The following is a 17,909-nucleotide window of genomic DNA, read 5'->3' as shown; positions in this document are numbered from 1 at the left end:
TTCACACACTGAGCACATCAGTAGCTGCGGTCGTGCGTCCCGGCGCGGGCCTCGTGCCGGCCGGCGCCCCGCACCGCGGGCACGCGGATGAGCACAGTGCCGCTGAGCAGGTCGTGGTCGTCGTCCGCCGGTGTCGGTGCTTCCCTCGGGAGGCGCGACTGCCGTTCGTACTCCGCTTGCGTCTCGTGACGGGTCGGTGCGAACACCTCGTCCATCATCGAGATCACGCCGCCGGATCCGCCGCTGCGCGTGGCCTTGTTCGACAAGTCGATCCACCCCACGCGATCGGCGATCCACATCACGACGGCCGCCGCGGCCACCGCCCCCAGGAGGATCAACCAGTTCACGGACACGACGGTACGTGGACCACAGGACGAGCACATCCGCCGCGCGGGTGATTCTCGTGATCCGCACACGTCGTTCTTCAGGACGACACCCACACTGGTCGTGCGGCCGCCCGGGACCCCCCTCCCCGGGCGGCCGACCACGTGCCAGGCTCAGGGCACCCGCTCGAGCCACTCCCGCGTCGCGAACTTCGACGCCACGAGCTCCTGCGCCCGTTGCCGCTCGGCGGCCGTCACGTGCCCCTCGTGCGCCCCGTACAGCCGTGTGAAGGTCGCGATGAGCCGGTCGATGATCTCCGCGCGCGTCAGCCCGGTCTGCGAGCGCAGCGGATCGACGCGCTTCGCGGCCGAGGTCGTGCCCTTGTCGCTCATCTTCTCGCGACCGATCCGGAGCACCTGGACCATCTTCTCGCCGTCCATGTCGTAGCTCATGGTCGCGTGGTGGAGCAGGGACCCGGTGCCGAGCCGCTTCTGGGCGGCCCCGCCGATCTTGCCCTTGGTGGAGGTGATGTCGTTGAGCGGCTGGTAGTACGCCTCGATGCCGAGTGACTTCAGCGCCTCGATCACCCACTCGTCGAGGTACGCGTACGAGTCGGCGAAGGTCATGCCCTGCACGAGGTCGGTCGGCACGTACAGCGAGTACGAGATGATCGCGCCGGCGTCCATGAACATCGCGCCGCCGCCGGAGATCCGCCGGACGACCTCGACGCCGTACTTCGCCGCCCCTTCCGGGTCGACCTCGTTCTTGAGGGACTGGAACGACCCGATGACGACGGCGGGCTGGTCCCACTCCCAGATGCGGAGCGTGGGACCGCGGCGTCCGGCTCCGACCTCCTCCGTGAGGACCTGGTCGAGCGCGAGGTGCTCGTTCGGGCTGATCGGCCCCTCGTGGATGATCTCCCAGTCGTACTCCTGCCACGTCGACGCCCGCGAGAGCGCCCGACGGACGGCGACGCCGACGGACTCGGGCGTGAACCCGAGGAGGACGGCGTCGGACGGTAGGGCGGCCCGGACGGCGGCGGCGATGCCCGCGGCGTCGGTCGTGGCCGGCAGTCCGTTCACCGCGTCGTCGATGAGCGGCAGCGCGTCGTCGGGTTCGAGGAAGAAGTCGCCGGCGAGCCGGAACCCACCGATCACCCCGTCGACGACCTCGAGGTCGACGACGACCAGCTTGCCTCCGGGGACCTTGTACTCACCGTGCATGCCGCAACCCTATTCCGGACGGGAGGCGCGGTGCGGGCCGGCACCGCGCCTCCCGTCCGCCGTCGGCGCACGTCCACCGCCCCGCGCCGCGTCAGCGCGCGGTCACGCGATCGAGCCACGCCACCAGGTCGGCGACGACGTCGGCTCGGTTCGTCTCGTTGTAGACCTCGTGCCGAGCGCCCTCGTACACCTGGACCGTCACGTCCGACAGCCGTCCGCGACGTCGGTAGGCCTCGGCCAGGCGTTCGACGGAGCGGGGGCCGCCGAGCGGGTCCTCCGACCCGACCTGCAGCAGCATCGGGAGGTCGTGCGGGATCCCCCGCCGCGGCACCCCGAGCAGCCGGAGCGCGTCCCGCACGCCGAACAGCCCGATGACGTCCGCTTCGACCGCGAGCGGGTCGGCGGCGACCGCCTCGATGATCGACCGGTCGCGCGTGAGCCACTCGAACTTCGTCGGCCCGGAGCCGGCGTGCCGCGCGTTCAGGTCCCCGCTGTTCATCCAGCCGGGCAGGCGGTACGCCGTCGCCGAGAGCACCACGCCGTCGTACGACGCCGACGACGAGTTCACGATCCGCTGCGCCATGAGCGAGCCCCACGAGTGCCCGAGGAGCACGAGCGGGACGCCGGGGGTGTCCTCCCGGGCGACGGCGCTCATCTGCTCGACGGCCGCGATCGCCGCCCGCAGGCCACCGGGGCCGAGCCGACCGAGCTTGGCGTGGTCGCCCTCCCACTGCGCGAGACCGGTCCGACCGTGGCCGCGGTGGTCGTTGACTTGCACGGTGTACCCGGCGCGGACGAGGTCCTGCGCGAGCGGCTCGTACCGGAGCCCGTGCTCGCCGACCCCGTGCGCGATCTGCACGATGCCCTTCGGCCGGGCCGCCCGCCAGGTCGAGTACACGATCTCGACGCCGTACGCGTCGGTGAACGAGGAGTCCCCTCGGGCGGCGGAGAAGGTGGGCACGTGAGCATCCTCGCAGACGCGCACCGGTCCGGGACCCGGCCGCCGGTGTTCACCCGGCGTTCACGCAGGCGGTTCGGAGCGGGCCTACCGTCGCGCGCATGGATGTCCTCGTCACCGTCGTGCTGGTGATCGTGGTCGCCCTCGTGTTCGACTTCACGAACGGCTTCCACGACACCGCGAACGCCATGGCCACCTCGGTGGCCACGGGTGCCCTCAAGCCCCGCACCGCCGTCCTCATCTCCGCCGTCCTCAACCTGGTCGGGGCCTTCCTCTCGACCGAGGTCGCGAAGACCGTCTCGCAGGGCATCATCCGCGAGGGCCAGGACGGCATCCACATCTCCCCGACCATGATCTTCGCGGGACTCGTCGGCGCGGTCCTCTGGAACCTCGCCACCTGGTACTTCGGGCTGCCCTCGTCCTCGACCCACGCGCTGTTCGGCGGCCTCATCGGGGCGTCCATCATCGGCGCCGGGCTGAACTCGGTCGACTGGGCCACGGTGGTGTCGAAGGTCGTGCTCCCGGCCCTGCTCTCCCCGCTCATCGCCGGGATCATCGCCCTCGTCGCCACCTACGTCGCGTACCGCCTGACGAAGAACGCCACCACGCACGGTGCCGCGACCGGCTTCCGGCACGGCCAGACGATCTCCGCGTCCCTGGTCTCGCTCGCACACGGCACGAACGACGCGCAGAAGACGATGGGCGTGATCACGCTGACGCTCATCGCCGCCAACTACCAGGACGCCGGTACGGGTCCGGCGATCTGGGTGATCCTGGCCTGCGGCCTCTCGATCGCCCTCGGCACCTACATGGGCGGCTGGCGGATCATGCAGACCGTCGGCAAGAAGATCTCGGACGTGCAGTCCCCGCAGGGCTTCGCGGCCGAGGCGAGCTCCGCCGCGACGATCCTCGTGTCCTCGCACCTCGGCTTCGCGCTGTCGACCACGCACGTCACGTCCGGCTCGGTCATCGGCTCGGGTCTCGGCAAGAAGCTCGCGGACGTGCACTGGGGCGTCGTCGGTCGCATCGTCATCGCGTGGGTCATCACGCTGCCGTCGGCCGCGGTGGTCGGCGGGCTCGCGACCTGGATCGCGGCGACCTCGACCGTCGGCCTGGTCATCGTCGCCGTGCTGGCCCTCGCGGGCGGCCTGACCTTCTACTCACTCGCACGGCGGAAGCCGATCACCGCGGGCGACGTCCACGAGGGCGCGCCCGAGCGCGAGCCCGTCGGCGCCGAGAACTGAGGAGGACGACATGGAGATCGACTTCGCGAGCATCGCGACGGTGGCGGGCGTCGGGTTCGTCTCGGCGGTCGGGGTGGTGCTGCTCTACACGGTCGGGCTGCGCCTGCTCGGTGCCGGGCAGCCGGGAGACGCCGCCGGTGACCACACCCAGTACGCGGACGAGTCCGCCCGGTCCGGGAAGACCCCGCCGGCAGCGTTGGCGGGCGCCGTGGTCTGCTTCGCGCTCTGTGCGGCGGCCGTCCTCTTCGGGATCTGGCTGACGATCCCGCAGTTCCACTGAGTCGGGGACGCCCGCGACACTGAGTCGCGGGCGACGCGTGCGGTCCTGAGTCGCGGGCACGTGCGATGGAAAGCGGAATCGGGCGTACCCGGGCCGTTCGAACGACCAGGTACGCCCGATTCCGCCAGGTACGCCCGATTCCGCACGGACGCACGAGCGCTGCGAGCCAGCGAGACTCGGCTCAGTGGGCGCTGTACCCGCCGTCGACCAGGTGGTAGCTGCCGCTGATGAACGACGCCTCGTCGCTGAGCAGGAACAGCACGAGTGCCGCGACCTCGGCGTCGGTGCCGAGGCGCTTCGCGGCGTGCTCGGACTCGAGCGCGGCGAGCGCCTCCTCGGACAGCGACGCGCGGACCAGGGGCGTGTCGATGAACCCGGGGCCGACGGCGTTCGTGCGGACGCCCTGCGCGGTGTACTCGAGCGCGGCGACCTTCGTCAGCCCGACGAGCGCGTGCTTCGACGCGACGTACGCGGCGTTCTGCGCGATGCCGACGGAGCCGAGCACGGAGGACATGTTCACGATCGCGCCACCGCCGGCCGTGAGCATGGCGGGGATCTCGTAGCGGAGGCCGTAGAACACACCGTCGAGGTCCACCGAACGGACCCGGTCCCACGCGGCGACGTCGTACTCGCCGATGGGCTGCGGGGCGGCGCCGATGCCGGCGTTGTTGACGGCGAGGTGCAGGGCACCGTAGGTGTCGACCGCGAACTGCACCATGCGCTCGTTGTCGGCGGCCACGGCGGAGTTCGCCTCGAAGGCACTGGCGGTCCCGCCGGCGTCCTCGATCTCCGATGCGACCCGCTGGGCGGCGTCGAGCTTGATGTCCGTCACCACGACGCTCGCGCCCTTGGCCGCCAGCGCCTTGGCGACGGCCTCGCCGATGCCGCTGCCACCACCGGTGACGACGGCGACCTTGCCCTCGAAGTCTGACATGTTCTCCTTCTCTCTCGGCAACACTTGTTGTCTAAACCAAGCGTACACCTCCGAACCAGTTCGTTCACTGAACTAATTTGCTAGACTAACGATCGTGCTCGACGTCTCCCTCTCCACTGACCTCCGGATCGCGGTGAACCGCCTGTCCCGCACCCTGCGCGCGCAGAAGGCGGACACCAGCGTCACGGACGCCCAGTTCTCGGCGCTCGCCCGCCTGCACCGCGACGGCCCGATGACCCTCGCCGAGCTCAGCAGGCAGGACGGCGTGACACCCCCGTCGATGACGAAGACGATCGCCGTGCTCGTCGAACGCGGCCTCGTGTCGAAGGGCGGCCACGGCGACGACCGCCGCAAGGTGCTCCTCGGCGCCACCCCGGACGGGGCCGACTTCGTGGCGGAGACCCGACGCCGACGGGACGGCTGGCTCACCCCGCGCCTGGCCGACCTCACCGAGGCCGAACGGCACACCCTGGCCGACGCCACCGAGATCATGAGGAGGCTGGCCCAGCAGTGACCGCCATGTTCCGCTCCCTGTCCACCCACAACTACCGCATCTGGTTCGCCGGTGCCCTGGTGTCCAACGTCGGCACCTGGATGCAGCGGACCGCCCAGGACTGGCTCGTCCTGACGAAGCTCTCCGACAACGACGCCATCGCCGTCGGCATCACGATGGCGCTGCAGTTCGGCCCACAGCTGCTGCTCCTCCCCCTGACCGGCCTCGCCGCCGACCGGTTCGACCGCCGCAAGATGCTCATGCTCACCCAGGGCCTCATGGGCGCACTCGGCCTCGGCCTGGGGATCATGGTGCTGACGGACACCGCGACGATCTGGTCGCTCTACGGCTTCGCGCTCGCGCTCGGCATCGTCGCCGCGTTCGACACCCCGATCCGCCAGACCTTCGTGTCGGACGTCGTCCAGGGTGAGCACGTCGCGAACGCGGTCGCCCTCAACTCCGCATCGTTCAACGCTGCGCGGCTCATCGGCCCCGCCGTCGCCGGTGTGCTCATCGCGGCGATCGGCTCCGGCTGGGTGTTCGTCATCAACGCCGCCTCGTTCCTGGCGGTCCTCCTCGCGCTGCGCTTCGTCGATCCGGCCCAGCTGGCCGACCGCGTCCGGGCCAAGCGCGGCAAGGGGCAGATCCTCGCCGGCATCCACTACGTCCGGACCCGACCGGACATCATCGTGGTGCTCTGCATGATCTTCGTCGTCGGCACGTTCGGCGTGAACTTCCCGATCTTCACCTCGACGATGGCCCGCGTGGAGTTCCACAAGGGCGCCGGCGAGTTCGGCCTCCTCAACTCCGTGATGGCGATCGGCTCGGTCGCCGGAGCCCTGCTCTCCGCACGCCGGGACCGCCCCCGGATGCGCACGCTCGTGATCGCGTCCGCCGGGTTCGGCCTCGCGTGCGCCGCGGGAGCGGTCGCCCCGACGTACTGGACCTTCGCGATCGTGCTCGTGTTCGTCGGGCTCGCGTCCCTGACCTTCATGACGACCGCGAACGCCCTCGTCCAGACCACGACGAAGCCCGCGATGCGCGGCCGCGTGATGGCCCTCTACATGGCGATCTTCGCCGGCGGCACACCCATCGGCGCGCCGATCGTCGGAGCGGTCGCCGACGCGTGGGGTCCGCGCTGGGCGATCGGCGTCGGTGCGACGTCGGGGTTCGTGGCGCTCGCGATCGCACTCGTGTGGCTCATCCGGTACGAGCGGTTCCGGGTGCGGTACGACGCGGACACCCGCCTGCACCTGGCGATCACGAACGCGGTGCCGATCGTGGGGACGCGCGCGTCCCGCGCGGCGATGCGGCACGACCTGAAGCGCGACGAGGCGGTCGCCGACCGGTCCAGCGCGGTCTGACCCGGCCGCCGGCCAGCCCAGGGCGCCGCGTCAGTGGGCGGCCCAGGGCGCCGGTCCGATGGCCGGCTCAGTGCGTGGGTTCGGGCACCGCGAAGACGCGCGCGTCGAGCGCCTCGACCACCCGGTCGACCGCGGCAGCGAACCGCTCACCCACGGCGGACGCCTCGGGGAGGGCCGCGTCCTCCGGCATCGCCTCGAGTACGGCGCGTGACTCGGCGAAGGCGAGCACCTCGGCCTCGATGCACGCCGGAGCGACGTCGGACAGGTACTCGTCCGACCGCCGCGCGAGGAACCGCAGCGACCGCGGACTGTGCTCGTCGAGGAGCAGGAAGGCCGCAGCGTCCTCCGGCCCGAGCGTGTGGTGGTCACGACCACGCTGGAACGCCTCGCCGGCGCCGCACGCGCGGAGCGCCGTCGTCCAGGACGACCCCGAGGCCTGGTCGAGCAGCCCGGACGCGAGCAACCGGGCGGTCGTGCCGCATCGCTGCAGCGACCGTCCGAGCGTGAAGAACTCCCACACCTCGTCGCGACTGGCATCGGCTTCCACGACGCCGATCGCGAGGGCGCTGCGCTCCCGGACCCAGCCGAGGAACTCGTGCGCACGATCCGGCGCGACCTTGCGCGGCATGCGGGACCGCGTGACGTTGAGGCAGTCCCAGAGCTCGGTGGACACGACCTCGCGAGCCCGTCGGGCGTTGTCACGGGCGACGGCAACTGCGGATGCGATCGACGCCGGTTCGTGCCGGTCGAGCGCCAGGGCGTCGATCGTCGCCGCTCGATCGGGGTCGCTCGCGGGCCCGCCGGCCCCGACCACGGACCGGAGCTCCGTCGCCACGGCCCGGTCGTGCTCGGCGACGGCCGGTTCGCCGCGTGCGACGTAGACGTCGAGCATCCGAGCGACGACGTCGGCGCGTTCGACGGCGTTCCCGACGTGGAACACGCTCCCCGCGAGTCGGCTCAGCACGTCGGCTCCTGCATGCGGCGAACCTACTGACCGGGGATTGCGAGGGTGTTTCGTCGCCGCGTCACGGGTGTTGCGGGTCGGGGAGGAGGCGGGCCCGGTCCGATCGGCGCACTCGCTAGACAATCTAACTAGAGCGTCTAGCATTGAGGCATGACGACCGAGGTGACGACGAGCGCCGCGGGCTTCTGGTACGACGATCAGTCCAGGGTCGACGCGGTGGACGTGTTGAATGCGCTGCGCCGGTACCGCACCGCCGAGAGCGCGGTGCAGCGCCGGGCCCGCGAGGCGCTCGGGATCGGCGAGAACGCCCTCCTGGCGCTCCGACTCCTGGTCGACTCCGACGAAGCCGGCCGGACCGTCAACGCGAAGGACATCGCCGAGCACCTCGACATCACCCCGGCGTCCACGTCGGCGCTCGTGGACCGGCTCGTCCGCAGTGGCCACGTCGAACGGCACGCGGATCCGAGCGACCGCCGCGGCGTGATCCTCACCGCCACCGGCCGCTCCATGCGCGACGTGCTGCAGGTCATCGACCAGCTCGACTCCCGCGCGCTCCAGGCCACCGAGCACTTCACGTCCGACGAGCTGGCCGTGGTCACGTCGTTCCTCGACGAGATGGTCCGCGTGGTCGACGACGTGGACACAGTGCGGGTCAGCCGGTCCGCGTAGCCTGATCGCATGGCAGATCCGGGCACCGACGGTCCCCCACAGCCCGCGCCGCGCGACCGTCCCCCACAGCCCGTCCCACGCGACCCCGAGGACGACATGCCCCTCGCGGAACTCGACGCCCGGGCCCGCGCTGACGCTGCCCTGCGGCGCATCCGAGCCGGGGCCGACCCCGCACGTGAGGCCTTCGACCTCGCGAACACCATGAACGACGAGACCGTCGGACGGCTCACGAACGCCGTCCGACGGTTCTTCCGACGTAGCTCGGGTCGCTAGAAGGCCGTCCCGACCGCGGCGATGTCGTCTCCGCCGTGGCCCGCCGCACTGGCGTCCGCGTAGACGCGGCCGAGGGCGTCGAGCAGCACGGTCGACACCCCGGTGCTGCGGGCGGCGTCCGCAATGAGCCCGATGTCCTTCCGCAGGCCGTCCAGGGCGAACTGCGCGGGGAACGACCCCTCGATGATCGACTTCCCCTTCGCGTGCGCGTACGCAGAGTCGCTGGCGCTGCCCGCGATCGCCTCGAGGAAGAGGGCCGGGTCGAGGCCGAGGGACCGTGCGATGGCGAGGGACTGCCCCGTCGCCGCGGTCAGCGAGGCGATCCACGCGTTCGCAGCGAGCTTGAGCGCGGTCCCGTTGCCGACCTGGTCGCCCGCGCGGACCGTCTTCGCCCCGATCGCGTCGAGGACCGGGTCGATGCGGTCGAGCACGTCCGAGGGCCCGGCGGCGAGCATCGTCAGCGTGCCCTGTTCCGCGGGAGCCTTGGTGCCGAGCATCATCGCCTCGACCAGGGTGATCCCGTACTTGCCGGCGAGCTGCACGACCGTCTCAGTCCCGGCGACACCGATCGTCGAGCACTGCACCCACACGGCGTCGGTCGGGGCCTCCCCCGCAGCTGCCTCGAGCACGTCCACCACCGCGTCGGTGTCGAACAGGGTGACCAGGACCACCTCGGCATCGGCGACGGCGGCACCGGCGTCCGGCGCGACGGTCGCTCCCTGGTCACCGAGCGGAGCGGCCTTGTCGGCGCTCCGGTTCCACACCGTCACCTCGTGCCCCTCGCGGAGCAGCGATCCCGCCACTCCGGCTCCCATGGTCCCCGTCCCCAGCACACTCACGCGCACGTCCGTCTCCGTCCTTGCGCGGCACCCTGCCGTCGCGTCCCCGACGGTACGCGCCTCGTGCTGTCGCGTCGCCGCCGACGGCGCGCGGCCCGTCGCGTCGCGGCCGACGGTGTCCGCCTCCCGGTCAGAGCAGGCCGCGGGCCCGGAGCCACGCCGCCGGGTCGACGGGGCCGCCGCGGAGGATGACCTCGAAGTGCAAGTGCGAGCCGGTCGAGACCCCCGTGCTGCCCACGGCACCGATCCGTCCGCCGGCCGTCACCGTCTGGCCCGCCCGGACGTCGACCCGCGACAGGTGCCCATAGCGGGTCTGCGTCCCGTCCGGATGTCGCAGCAGGACCTGGTTGCCGTAGCCCCCGGACACCCCGGCGGCCTCGACGCGGCCCGACATCACCGCGACGACCGCCGTCCCGGGCGGAGCCGCGAAGTCGAGGCCCTGGTGGTTCGTCGAACACGCCCCGCACCCGCTGACCCACCGGGAGCCGAAGCCGCCCGCCGCCGGGATCGTCCCCGACACCGGGCGCACGGCGTGCTCGTCCGGGTCCGCGAGCGCCGCTGCCTGCCCGGGAGCAGCAGGAGCGGGTCGTCCCGAGGAGCCGATCCCGAACGCGTCCCGCTCGACGGCGATCGCCGGTGCGCCCGTTGCCGTGAAGTGCTGCGCCGCGCGGCCGAGGTTCGATGCGGCGGAGAAAACCGACGAGGTCGAGGCGTGCGCGGTCTGCGGTGTGGCGACGGTGACGAACAGGCACGCGACCACGGCGGTGGCGGTGAGTGGGACGGCCTTGGCCGAGGCGAACGCGGAGCCGATCGTCCGGACGGGCGCGGAGAGTGCGCGGCTCGCAGCGCGACCGAGGTCGGCGGGGCTGGTGGTTCTCGGCGGCTGGCGGAGCGTGCGGCGGGACGGGAGCGGGGCCGGCACGCTCAGCTCGGCGGCGGTGGGGGCGGCGGGCCGGGAGGCGCGGCTCGCGTCCGCCACACCGGCGGCGGTGGGAGCGGCGGGACGGGAGGCTCGGCTGGCGTCCGCCACACCGGCGGCGGTCGGGCGGGCGGCGGGCAGGGAGGCGCGGCTCGCCTCACCACCGCCGGCGGCGGTCGGTCGCGCGGCGGGCTGGTGGAGCGTGGAGACCGGGGCGGCGGGAGGGGACACCGTCGCCCCGGTGGTCTGGAGGCCCGACACGTCGGAACATCCGGGCGGAGACGCCAGCGCGGCGAAGGCGGGGGCGGGGGCGGGGGCGGCGGCGGGGGCGGCTGCTGCAGCCTCCGCAGCACGGCGCGCACGCCGAGTCGGGTGCGCGTGCGCCGAGTGGGGTGCGGCCTGCGCCCGAGCGGGCCCTGGCGCAGGTGTCGGCACGGGCGGGGCGGCGTGCCGAGCTCTCGGGCGGGGCCGGCGAGGCGCGAGGTCTGCGGAGGTCGCGGTCACGGGGAGGAGTGCTCCCGGTCAGGCGCGGACGAAGCCGTCGCGGGCGATGCGCTCGAGTTCGGAGGCGACGGCGTCCACCACGGCGCGGGTCATCGCGTCGGCGACGGCTTCCACCAGGACGAGCTGGGCAGCGGCCACCGGGTGTTCCGTCTCGAAGGTGCCGGACACAGGTGCCGGGATCGCTTCGATCGCGGCGACGAGGGCGGCCGGCACGAGCACGGGGTCGGAAGCGGGCGAGGAGATCGGGGATGCCGGGGCGGAGTCCGCGGAGATCGTCGAGTGCGCGACGGACGGGGCGTCGGTCTGACGGGCGATGGAGTCGAAGAGTGGAGTCGAGGACATGCTGCTTGCCTTCTGATCTGGATGTCGGGGAGTGTGCCCGAGCACAGCCCCATTCAACCACCAGTATTTCAGATATGCAATAGTGCGTTCCGACACTGCTCAGTCGGGCTCGACCGCCTCGGTGGGGTCGTCGCGCCGGAGCACCTGCCGGACCCGCTCGACGATCGTCGCTGGCGGGTTGTTGTACGCGTTGGCGGGCTCCTGACCGCTCAACTCCTGGATCGCAGCCATGACGGCATCGGTCGCGTGGCGCCTCGCTCGACCGGAGGACGCGTCGCCGTAGCCGGACAGGTCGAGGGGCTTCCCGAACTCGATGGTCACCCGAGCGAGCTTGGGGATCCGCGACCCGACCGGCTGGACGTCCTCGGTGCCCGTGAGCGCGACGGGCACCACGGGAGCGCCGCTCGTCAGCGCGAGCCACGCGACCCCGGTCCGGCCCTTGTACAGGCGCCCGTCGAGCGAACGGGTGCCCTCCGGGTAGATCGCGAAGGCCTCCCCCGCCTCGAGCCGTTCGAGTCCGAGGTCGAGGGCGTGCTGTGCCGCCGAACCAGCGCCGCGTTCGACACCGATCGCGCCGATGCCACCGAAGAACGCTCGGGACACCGCCCCGCGGAACCCCGTTCCCGTGAAGTACTCCTGCTTCGCGAGGAACGACACCTTCCGCGGTGCCATCAGCGTGATCGCCGGGGAGTCGATGAACGACCGGTGGTTGCTCGCGAGGATCACCGGCCCGCGCTTCGGCACGTTCTTCCGACCGACGATCCGCGGACGCCACAGCAACCGGGCGAGCGGGGTCACCACCGCACGGCTGAGCGTGGTGGTGAGCTTCGTCGAACCGGACACCGGGCCTCCTCTTGACGGGAGGTTCCGAGTGTAGTGATCACACCCGCTGGCTCATGCCCGCAGCGGCATGTGCCCGGATCACTCCGCAGCGGCGACCACGTCGAGCACGGCCCGGCCGTACCGTTCGAGCTTCGCCCCGCCGACGCCGGAGATCTCGGAGAGCTGGTCCACGTCGGCCGGCTTCACCGCTGCGATGCCCCGCAGGGTCGCGTCGTTGAACACCACGTAGGCGGGGACACCTTGTTCACGGGCCTGCGCCGCTCGCCAGGCACGGAGCGCCTCGAACAGGCCGATGGCTTCCTGCGGCATGTCCGTCACGACGGTGCTGCGACGGGAACGGCCGGCACGCGGAGCCTTCACGGGGTCGCGCCGCATGCGCACGACGACCTTGCCACCGAGGACGTCGGCGCTCGTCGGGCTGAGGACTATCGTGCCGAAGCCATCCCCGGACACCGCGGCGTACCCCTGCGCGAGCAGCTGACGAGCCACCGCGCGCCACTCGGCTTCACTGAGGTCGCTGCCGATGCCGAACGTCGCGAGCGACTCGTGCTGGAGCTCGAGCACGCGCGGCGACTGCTTGCCGACCAGGATGTCGACCAGGTGCGCGACGCCGTACCGCTGCCCGCGTTCCCGGTCGAGGCGGACGACGGTGGACAGCAGCTTCTGAGCCGGGACGGTGCCGTCCCACGACTCCGGCGGGGCGATGCACGTGTCGCAGTTGCCGCACGCCGTGCTCTCCTGCCCGAAGTACGCGAGCAGCCGCACCCGGCGGCACTCGATCGTCTCGCACAGGGCGAGCATCGCGTCGAGGTGCGCGCTGAGCTGGCGACGGTGCGCGGCATCTCCCTCGGACTGGTCGATCATCCGGCGCTGCTGCACGACGTCGTTCAGGCCGTACGCGAGCCATGCGGTGGAGGGCAGCCCGTCACGGCCGGCGCGACCGGTCTCCTGGTAGTAGCCCTCCACCGACTTCGGCAGGTCGAGGTGCGCGACGAACCGGACGTCCGGCTTGTCGATGCCCATGCCGAACGCGATGGTGGCGACCATCACGACGCCGTCCTCGCGCAGGAACGTGGACTGGTTGCGTTCCCGGACCTTCGCGTCGAGGCCGGCGTGGTACGGCAGCGCCTGGATCCCCTGTTCGGCCAGCGCAGCCGCGGTGCGCTCCACCGAGTTCCGGGACAGGCAGTACACGATGCCCGCGTCGCCGCTGTGCTCGGTGCGGATGAAGGTCAGCAGCTGCTGCAGCGCGCCGGTCTTCGGTTCGATGCGGTACTGGATGTTCGGCCGGTCGAAGTCGGCGACGTAGTGCGCCGCGTCGTCGAGGCCCAGGCGCGCGGAGATCTCACGGTGGGTCTGCGGCGTCGCGGTCGCGGTGAGGGCGATCCGCGGCACGGTCGGCCAGCGCTCGTGCAGCACGCTGAGTTCGAGGTAGTCGGGGCGGAAGTCGTGGCCCCACTGGGCGACGCAGTGCGCTTCGTCGATGGCGAACAGGGCGATCCGCGCACGGTCGAGCAGGGTGCGGGTGGACTCGAGCCGGAGCCGTTCGGGTGCGAGGTAGAGCATGTCGACCTCGCCCGACACCACGGCCCGCTCGACCCGGGCACGTTCGTCCGGCCCCTGCGTGGAGTTGAGGAACGCGGCCTTGACGCCGTTCGCGGCGAGGGCGTCGACCTGGTCCTGCATGAGGGCGATGAGCGGCGACACCACGACGCCGACGCCGTCCCGCACCAGCGAGGGCACCTGGTAGCAGAGCGACTTCCCGCCACCCGTCGGCATGAGGACGAGCGCGTCCCCGCCGCCGACGACCTGGTCGATGATCGACGCCTGTTCCCCGCGGAAGTCGTCGTAGCCCCACACGCGGTGCAGCACGTCGAGCGCTGTGGCCCGGGGAGCCGACACGGCGGCGGGCGCGGGCGTGGTGCTCATGCCACGAGCCTACGGGCGACCGGCGACACCCAGCGAGCTCTCCACAGGTCCGGCGTCCGCCGGGTCGCCGTCACGGGCACTGGACGCGACCGTCTCGTCGGGCCCGGCGGGTGCGCCGACCCAGCCCGCGCCTCCCGGCCCGGTCCACCGCCGCCCGCCCGCCCAGGCCGGCACCGCACCGCGGAAGCGCGGTGCCTCGGCACCGGGGAACCGTCGGTCGAGCTTCCGCCACGTCGCGAGGACCTCGACCATGCCCCAGTACGCGAGCGACGTCGCCAGGGTCAGGAGCCACCCGCCGACCGTGCCGTTCGCGTCCTGCGAGGTGAGGTCGATCTTGGACCAGCCCGGGGCCTGCACGACGAAGATCATGATGTTGTTGAACGCGTGCTGCAGGACGGTGGCCTCGAGCCCGCCGGTCCGGAGCACGATGATCGCGGCGATCAGCCCGAACGAGCCGACGTCGAGGATGCCCCAGACGTTGTAGCCGTTCGGGATGTGCAGGCTCGCGAACACGACCGTCGACACCAGCACGGCGATGACGGTGCCGACGATCCGCACCGGGATCCACGAGCCGATCGTCTGCATGAGGAACCCGCGGAAGATGTACTCCTCCGCCGCCCCTTGGAACGGGACGAGGACGATGACCAGCACGATCGTCGTGGCGAGGGTCGCCTGGGTGACGGTGGACTGCCCGATGGCGGCGTGGTCCCAGCCGAAGCCGCCTGCGGAGGTGAACATGCCGTGGGTCTGGAAGAGGAACATCACGACCGAGATGACCAGCGTCGGGATGAGGCACCACGCCGCCCAGCGCCAGCGCACGCGGAACCGGGTCGACGAGAGGATGCCGGCCGGGCCGACCCGCGCGATCTTCACGGCGAGCAGGATCCCGGGGAGCAGGACCACGAGCGACACCAGCGTGAGCGAGAGCACGAGCGGGTCGGTCGGGTCGAGCGCGCCGCTCTGCAGCGTGTCCAGCAGACTGGTCAATCCCGACTCACCCTGGACCGCCGCGACGGGGATGAAGTACGCGATCGTGATGAGCACCTGCGACACCAGGTACCACCCCGCCAGGAACGCGAGTGCGACCAGTGGGCGCCACCACCTCCAGCGTGCGTCGACGCGGGGCAGGCGGTGGTAGGGAACGCTCACGCACCGCAGGCTACCGGGCCGGGCAGGATGGGACCCGTGCTCACGGTCGTCCTCGGTCTGTCCGGCGCCCTCGTCTACGGGTTCGCCGACTTCCTGGGCGGCCTGGCCTCCCGGCGCGTCCGCGCGGTGACCGTCGCGGCCGTCGCCGCCGGAGTCGGGATCGTGCCGCTGCTCCTCGGGCTCGTGGTCGTCGGCGGGAGCTTCACGGGGGCTGCCGTCCTCTGGGGCGCGGTCGCGGGTGCGTCCGGCGGCTTCGGGGTGCTCCTGCTCTACCGGGCGCTGGCGATCGGGCCGATGAGCGTGCTCTCGCCCCTCACGGCGGTCTTCGCAGCCGTCGTGCCGGTGCTCGTCGCGGTGCTCCGCGGGACGGCGCTGTCCGGACTCGCGGTCGGCGCGCTCGTGGTCGCGGTCGTCGCGGTCGTCCTGGTGGCGGCCGTCCGGGACACTTCCGGCGCGCGTGTGACGGCGGGCGGGCTGGTGTCCGCGGCGGTGGCCGGGTGCGGGTTCGGTGGGATCGTCCTCGCCTACGACCTCGCCCCGTCCGACTCCGGCGTCGCGCCGCTCATCGTGGCGCGGGTGCTGCAGGCGGTGCTGCTGGGAGTGGCGGCGGCGGTCGCGGGACTGGTGGGACGGTCTGGAGGCGCGGCAGACCCCGCGACGTCGGCCGACGCTCCGGGGTCTGCCGCGCCTCCAGGACGCCGTGGTCGGGGCGGTCGCTGGCCGCTGCGACTGCTGGTGACGGTGATCGCCTGCGGCGTCCTGGACGCGATGGCGAACGTGTTCATCCAGGCGGGGCTGCACTCGAGCGACGACCCGACGACGCTGCCGGTGGTGAGCGTGCTCAACGCGCTCTACCCGATCGGGACGGTGGTGCTCGCGGGGGTGGTGCTGCGCGAACGGCTCAGTGCCGTGCAGTGGACCGGCATCGGACTGGCGATCACGGCGTCCGTCGGGCTCGCGCTGGCGTAGCGGCGGGTGCTGGTGTCTCGGTCGTCGGCTCGGTCGTCGGCTCGGTCGTCGGCTCGGTCGTCGGCTCGGTCGTCGGGTCAGTCGGCTCGGTCGGCTCAGTCGTCGGCGATGAGGCGCTTGCCGAGGGACACGGTGTGGTCCGGCGCGTAGCCGAGCGACTCGTAGAAGCCGAGCACCTGCTCGTTGCCGGCCCGCACCTGCAGGTTGAGCTTCGGGCAGCCGAGCTCCATCAGCAGCCGCTCGAACTCGGCCATGAACGCCCGCCCCAGCCCCGACCCATGCAGGTCCGGCCGCACCGCGAGGTAGTTGACCCAGCCGCGGTGCCCGTCGAACCCGGCCATGCCCGCGCCGACGACCGGACGGGTCGGGTCGTCTGCGTCCTCCGCCACGAGGAAGAGCTCCGGCTGCACCGTCAGCTTGCGCGCGATGTCACGTCGGGGGTCGTTCCACGGGCGGACGAGACCGCACGCCTCCCACAGGGCGACGACGCTCTCGGTGTCGTCGGGGCTGAACGGACGGATCACGTGCTGCAACTGGTGGTGCATCGCCCCACGCTAACGGGGGCTGTGGACAACGTGGTCATCGCGTCGTCGCCGTGATCTGATAGACCTGTCCGACCACCCCATCCGGATCAGGAGCCCCGTGACCGCACACGAGACCCTCCCGTCGCGGCGAGAACGCCGCGACGATGCCGACGACGCTCGGCGCCCGGCACCCCGTCGTCGCCAGACCGTGGGTGGCGCGATCGTCTCGCTCGTCGCGGAACTCCTCATCATCGCCGGCGCAGCCACGGGCCTCTACGTGGTGTGGACCGCGTGGTGGACCGACGTCGTCGCCGTCCACTCGCAGACGCAGCTCGTCGAAGGCCTCAAGCAGAAGCCGACCAGCACCGACGTCGGCACCGAGCACCGCGGGCCCGCGCCCGTGCTCGCCGAGCCGCCCGGGCTGTCCTCCGTGTTCGGCACGATGCAGATCCCCCGCTTCGGCGCGGACTACAACCGACCCATCGGTGAGGGCACGGATCGTGAGAAGGTCCTCAACACCGTCGGCCTCGGTCACTACCAGGACACCGCGATGCCGGGCGCCGAGGGCAACTTCGCCGTCGCCGGCCACCGTGTCACCTACGGCAAGCCGCTCAACCAGATCGCGGAGCTCAAGCTCGGCGACGACATCGTGGTGCGGGTCACGGACGCCAAGACGAAGTTCGACGTCTGGTACGTCTACAAGGTCACCGACTCGCAGATCGTCACGCCCGACCACGTCGAGACCATCGCCCCGGTGCCGAACAAGCCCGGGGTCGAACCCACTTCCGAGGACCGCTGGTTGACACTCACCGCCTGCCACCCGATGTGGTCCGCCAAGGAGCGGTACGTCGTGCACGCCAAGCTCGCCTACTGGATGCCCGCGTCCGAGGGCACGCCGAAGGAGATCTCGAAGTGATCTTCCCGTTCGTCTGGCGGATCCTGCCCGGACCCGTCGTCGTCAAGGTGCTCCTGTTGCTCGTGCTCCTCGCCGCCGTCGTGTACGCGCTCTTCACGTGGGTGTTCCCGTGGATCGCGGCGGACATCCTGCCGCCGCCCGACGGTACCGTGGACGTCACGCCGACGCCGACGCGCTGACCGCGGCGGCGCTCCTGGCCTGCGGGGGCGACTGGCGCTCCGATCCGGCCGGTGCTGTGCGTGGACGAGC

21 protein-coding genes are annotated in these 17,909 nt (G+C 71.8%); 9 read left to right on the top strand and 12 right to left on the bottom strand.

Annotated features, from left to right (window positions below; genetic code table 11):
• Window positions 1-17: 17 nt before the first annotated feature.
• The 3 genes from FS825_RS01860 to FS825_RS01850 all read right to left on the bottom strand — a co-directional run bounded on the left by FS825_RS01860 (window position 18) and on the right by FS825_RS01850 (window position 2,508).
• On the bottom strand, window positions 18-347 hold the full coding sequence (locus FS825_RS01860; protein WP_144710318.1) for a hypothetical protein: 330 nt from the start codon (window positions 345-347) through the stop codon (window positions 18-20).
• Window positions 348-497: 150 nt separating this feature from the next.
• Window positions 498-1,547: a lipoate--protein ligase family protein gene (locus FS825_RS01855; RefSeq protein ID WP_144710317.1), complete on the bottom strand. Its 1,050-nt coding sequence runs from the start codon at window positions 1,545-1,547 to the stop codon at window positions 498-500.
• Between the two features lie 91 nt (window positions 1,548-1,638).
• The gene (locus FS825_RS01850; RefSeq protein ID WP_144710315.1) at window positions 1,639-2,508 is read right to left on the bottom strand and encodes an alpha/beta hydrolase; all 870 of its coding nucleotides are present in this window, start codon (window positions 2,506-2,508) and stop codon (window positions 1,639-1,641) included.
• A 98-nt stretch (window positions 2,509-2,606) separates the two neighbouring features.
• On the opposite strand from FS825_RS01850, the gene FS825_RS01845 reads away from it, so the two are divergent.
• Window positions 2,607-3,749 (top strand): inorganic phosphate transporter, encoded by a 1,143-nt coding sequence (locus FS825_RS01845; RefSeq protein WP_144710313.1) that lies wholly within the window; start codon window positions 2,607-2,609, stop codon window positions 3,747-3,749.
• Window positions 3,750-3,759: 10 nt separating this feature from the next.
• Window positions 3,760-4,029, top strand: a complete 270-nt coding sequence (locus tag FS825_RS01840; protein ID WP_144710311.1) for a hypothetical protein — start codon at window positions 3,760-3,762, stop codon at window positions 4,027-4,029.
• Between the two features lie 181 nt (window positions 4,030-4,210).
• On the opposite strand, the gene FS825_RS01835 is transcribed toward FS825_RS01840, so the two are convergent.
• Entirely contained in the window at window positions 4,211-4,963 is a 753-nt protein-coding gene (locus FS825_RS01835) for an SDR family NAD(P)-dependent oxidoreductase (RefSeq protein ID WP_144710310.1), read from the bottom strand.
• Window positions 4,964-5,057: 94 nt separating this feature from the next.
• Between FS825_RS01835 and FS825_RS01830 the strand changes: the two genes are divergently transcribed.
• Window positions 5,058-5,477 carry a MarR family winged helix-turn-helix transcriptional regulator gene (locus tag FS825_RS01830; protein ID WP_186377024.1) on the top strand — a complete coding sequence of 140 codons (420 nt, stop codon included), beginning with the start codon at window positions 5,058-5,060 and terminating at the stop codon, window positions 5,475-5,477.
• Window positions 5,474-6,820: an MFS transporter gene (locus FS825_RS01825; protein WP_144710306.1), complete on the top strand. Its 1,347-nt coding sequence runs from the start codon at window positions 5,474-5,476 to the stop codon at window positions 6,818-6,820. Before FS825_RS01830 ends, FS825_RS01825 begins: the two co-directional genes overlap by 4 nt.
• A 67-nt stretch (window positions 6,821-6,887) precedes the next feature.
• On the opposite strand, the gene FS825_RS01820 is transcribed toward FS825_RS01825, so the two are convergent.
• Window positions 6,888-7,784 (bottom strand): alpha-E domain-containing protein, encoded by an 897-nt coding sequence (locus tag FS825_RS01820; RefSeq protein ID WP_186377023.1) that lies wholly within the window; start codon window positions 7,782-7,784, stop codon window positions 6,888-6,890.
• Window positions 7,785-7,934: 150 nt separating this feature from the next.
• Between FS825_RS01820 and FS825_RS01815 the strand changes: the two genes are divergently transcribed.
• Window positions 7,935-8,453 (top strand): MarR family winged helix-turn-helix transcriptional regulator, encoded by a 519-nt coding sequence (locus tag FS825_RS01815; RefSeq protein ID WP_144710302.1) that lies wholly within the window; start codon window positions 7,935-7,937, stop codon window positions 8,451-8,453.
• A gap of 9 nt (window positions 8,454-8,462) precedes the next feature.
• The gene (locus FS825_RS01810; RefSeq protein ID WP_144710300.1) at window positions 8,463-8,726 is read left to right on the top strand and encodes a hypothetical protein; all 264 of its coding nucleotides are present in this window, start codon (window positions 8,463-8,465) and stop codon (window positions 8,724-8,726) included.
• On the opposite strand, the gene FS825_RS01805 is transcribed toward FS825_RS01810, so the two are convergent.
• The 6 genes from FS825_RS01805 to FS825_RS01775 form a co-directional block, all read right to left on the bottom strand.
• Window positions 8,723-9,565 carry an NAD(P)-dependent oxidoreductase gene (locus FS825_RS01805; protein ID WP_144710298.1) on the bottom strand — a complete coding sequence of 281 codons (843 nt, stop codon included), beginning with the start codon at window positions 9,563-9,565 and terminating at the stop codon, window positions 8,723-8,725. The two genes, FS825_RS01810 and FS825_RS01805, sit on opposite strands and share 4 nt — an antisense overlap.
• Before the next feature lie 130 nt (window positions 9,566-9,695).
• Window positions 9,696-10,745, bottom strand: coding sequence for a M23 family metallopeptidase (locus FS825_RS01800; protein ID WP_260980964.1), 1,050 nt, complete (start codon window positions 10,743-10,745; stop codon window positions 9,696-9,698).
• Window positions 10,746-11,006: 261 nt separating this feature from the next.
• The gene (locus FS825_RS01790) at window positions 11,007-11,330 is read right to left on the bottom strand and encodes a hypothetical protein (RefSeq protein ID WP_144710292.1); all 324 of its coding nucleotides are present in this window, start codon (window positions 11,328-11,330) and stop codon (window positions 11,007-11,009) included.
• A gap of 99 nt (window positions 11,331-11,429) precedes the next feature.
• A complete protein-coding gene (locus FS825_RS01785; protein ID WP_144710290.1) occupies window positions 11,430-12,173 on the bottom strand; it encodes a lysophospholipid acyltransferase family protein in 744 nt (247 codons plus the stop codon).
• A 78-nt stretch (window positions 12,174-12,251) separates the two neighbouring features.
• Window positions 12,252-14,102 (bottom strand): DNA helicase RecQ, encoded by a 1,851-nt coding sequence (gene recQ, locus FS825_RS01780; RefSeq protein WP_144710289.1) that lies wholly within the window; start codon window positions 14,100-14,102, stop codon window positions 12,252-12,254.
• Window positions 14,103-14,111: 9 nt separating this feature from the next.
• A complete protein-coding gene (locus tag FS825_RS01775) occupies window positions 14,112-15,251 on the bottom strand; it encodes a CPBP family intramembrane glutamic endopeptidase (RefSeq protein ID WP_144710288.1) in 1,140 nt (379 codons plus the stop codon).
• 36 nt (window positions 15,252-15,287) lie between these two features.
• Here FS825_RS01775 and FS825_RS01770 point away from each other — a divergent pair, with 36 nt between their 5' ends.
• Window positions 15,288-16,220 (top strand): EamA family transporter, encoded by a 933-nt coding sequence (locus tag FS825_RS01770; RefSeq protein ID WP_144710286.1) that lies wholly within the window; start codon window positions 15,288-15,290, stop codon window positions 16,218-16,220.
• A 95-nt stretch (window positions 16,221-16,315) separates the two neighbouring features.
• Here the strand turns inward: FS825_RS01770 and FS825_RS01760 are convergent, their stop codons facing one another.
• Window positions 16,316-16,765 (bottom strand): GNAT family acetyltransferase, encoded by a 450-nt coding sequence (locus FS825_RS01760; RefSeq protein ID WP_144710284.1) that lies wholly within the window; start codon window positions 16,763-16,765, stop codon window positions 16,316-16,318.
• A 97-nt stretch (window positions 16,766-16,862) separates the two neighbouring features.
• On the opposite strand from FS825_RS01760, the gene FS825_RS01755 reads away from it, so the two are divergent.
• Together FS825_RS01755 and FS825_RS01750 are read left to right on the top strand one after the other, a co-directional pair.
• A complete protein-coding gene (locus FS825_RS01755) occupies window positions 16,863-17,660 on the top strand; it encodes a class E sortase (RefSeq protein ID WP_260980963.1) in 798 nt (265 codons plus the stop codon).
• Entirely contained in the window at window positions 17,657-17,839 is a 183-nt protein-coding gene (locus FS825_RS01750; protein WP_395885314.1) for a hypothetical protein, read from the top strand. Before FS825_RS01755 ends, FS825_RS01750 begins: the two co-directional genes overlap by 4 nt.
• Window positions 17,840-17,909: the final 70 nt, after the last annotated feature.

Source organism: Curtobacterium pusillum, from assembly GCF_007680845.1.
GTDB lineage: Bacteria > Actinomycetota > Actinomycetes > Actinomycetales > Microbacteriaceae > Curtobacterium > Curtobacterium pusillum_B.
This window is presented reverse-complemented; position numbering and strand designations above follow the sequence as displayed.

Bases quoted from the DNA above. Each gene is read 5' to 3' on its own strand.
- FS825_RS01760 (WP_144710284.1), bottom strand. From the start codon at position 16,765: ATGCACCACCAGTTGCAGCACGTGATCCGTCCGTTCAGCCCCGACGAC.
- FS825_RS01835 (WP_144710310.1), bottom strand. From the start codon at position 4,963: ATGTCAGACTTCGAGGGCAAGGTCGCCGTCGTCACCGGTGGTGGCAGC.
- FS825_RS01845 (WP_144710313.1), top strand. From the start codon at position 2,607: ATGGATGTCCTCGTCACCGTCGTGCTGGTGATCGTGGTCGCCCTCGTG.
- FS825_RS01840 (WP_144710311.1), top strand. From the start codon at position 3,760: ATGGAGATCGACTTCGCGAGCATCGCGACGGTGGCGGGCGTCGGGTTC.
- FS825_RS01790 (WP_144710292.1), bottom strand. From the start codon at position 11,330: ATGTCCTCGACTCCACTCTTCGACTCCATCGCCCGTCAGACCGACGCC.
- FS825_RS01855 (WP_144710317.1), bottom strand. From the start codon at position 1,547: ATGCACGGTGAGTACAAGGTCCCCGGAGGCAAGCTGGTCGTCGTCGAC.
- FS825_RS01815 (WP_144710302.1), top strand. From the start codon at position 7,935: ATGACGACCGAGGTGACGACGAGCGCCGCGGGCTTCTGGTACGACGAT.
- FS825_RS01810 (WP_144710300.1), top strand. From the start codon at position 8,463: ATGGCAGATCCGGGCACCGACGGTCCCCCACAGCCCGCGCCGCGCGAC.
- recQ (WP_144710289.1), bottom strand. From the start codon at position 14,102: ATGAGCACCACGCCCGCGCCCGCCGCCGTGTCGGCTCCCCGGGCCACA.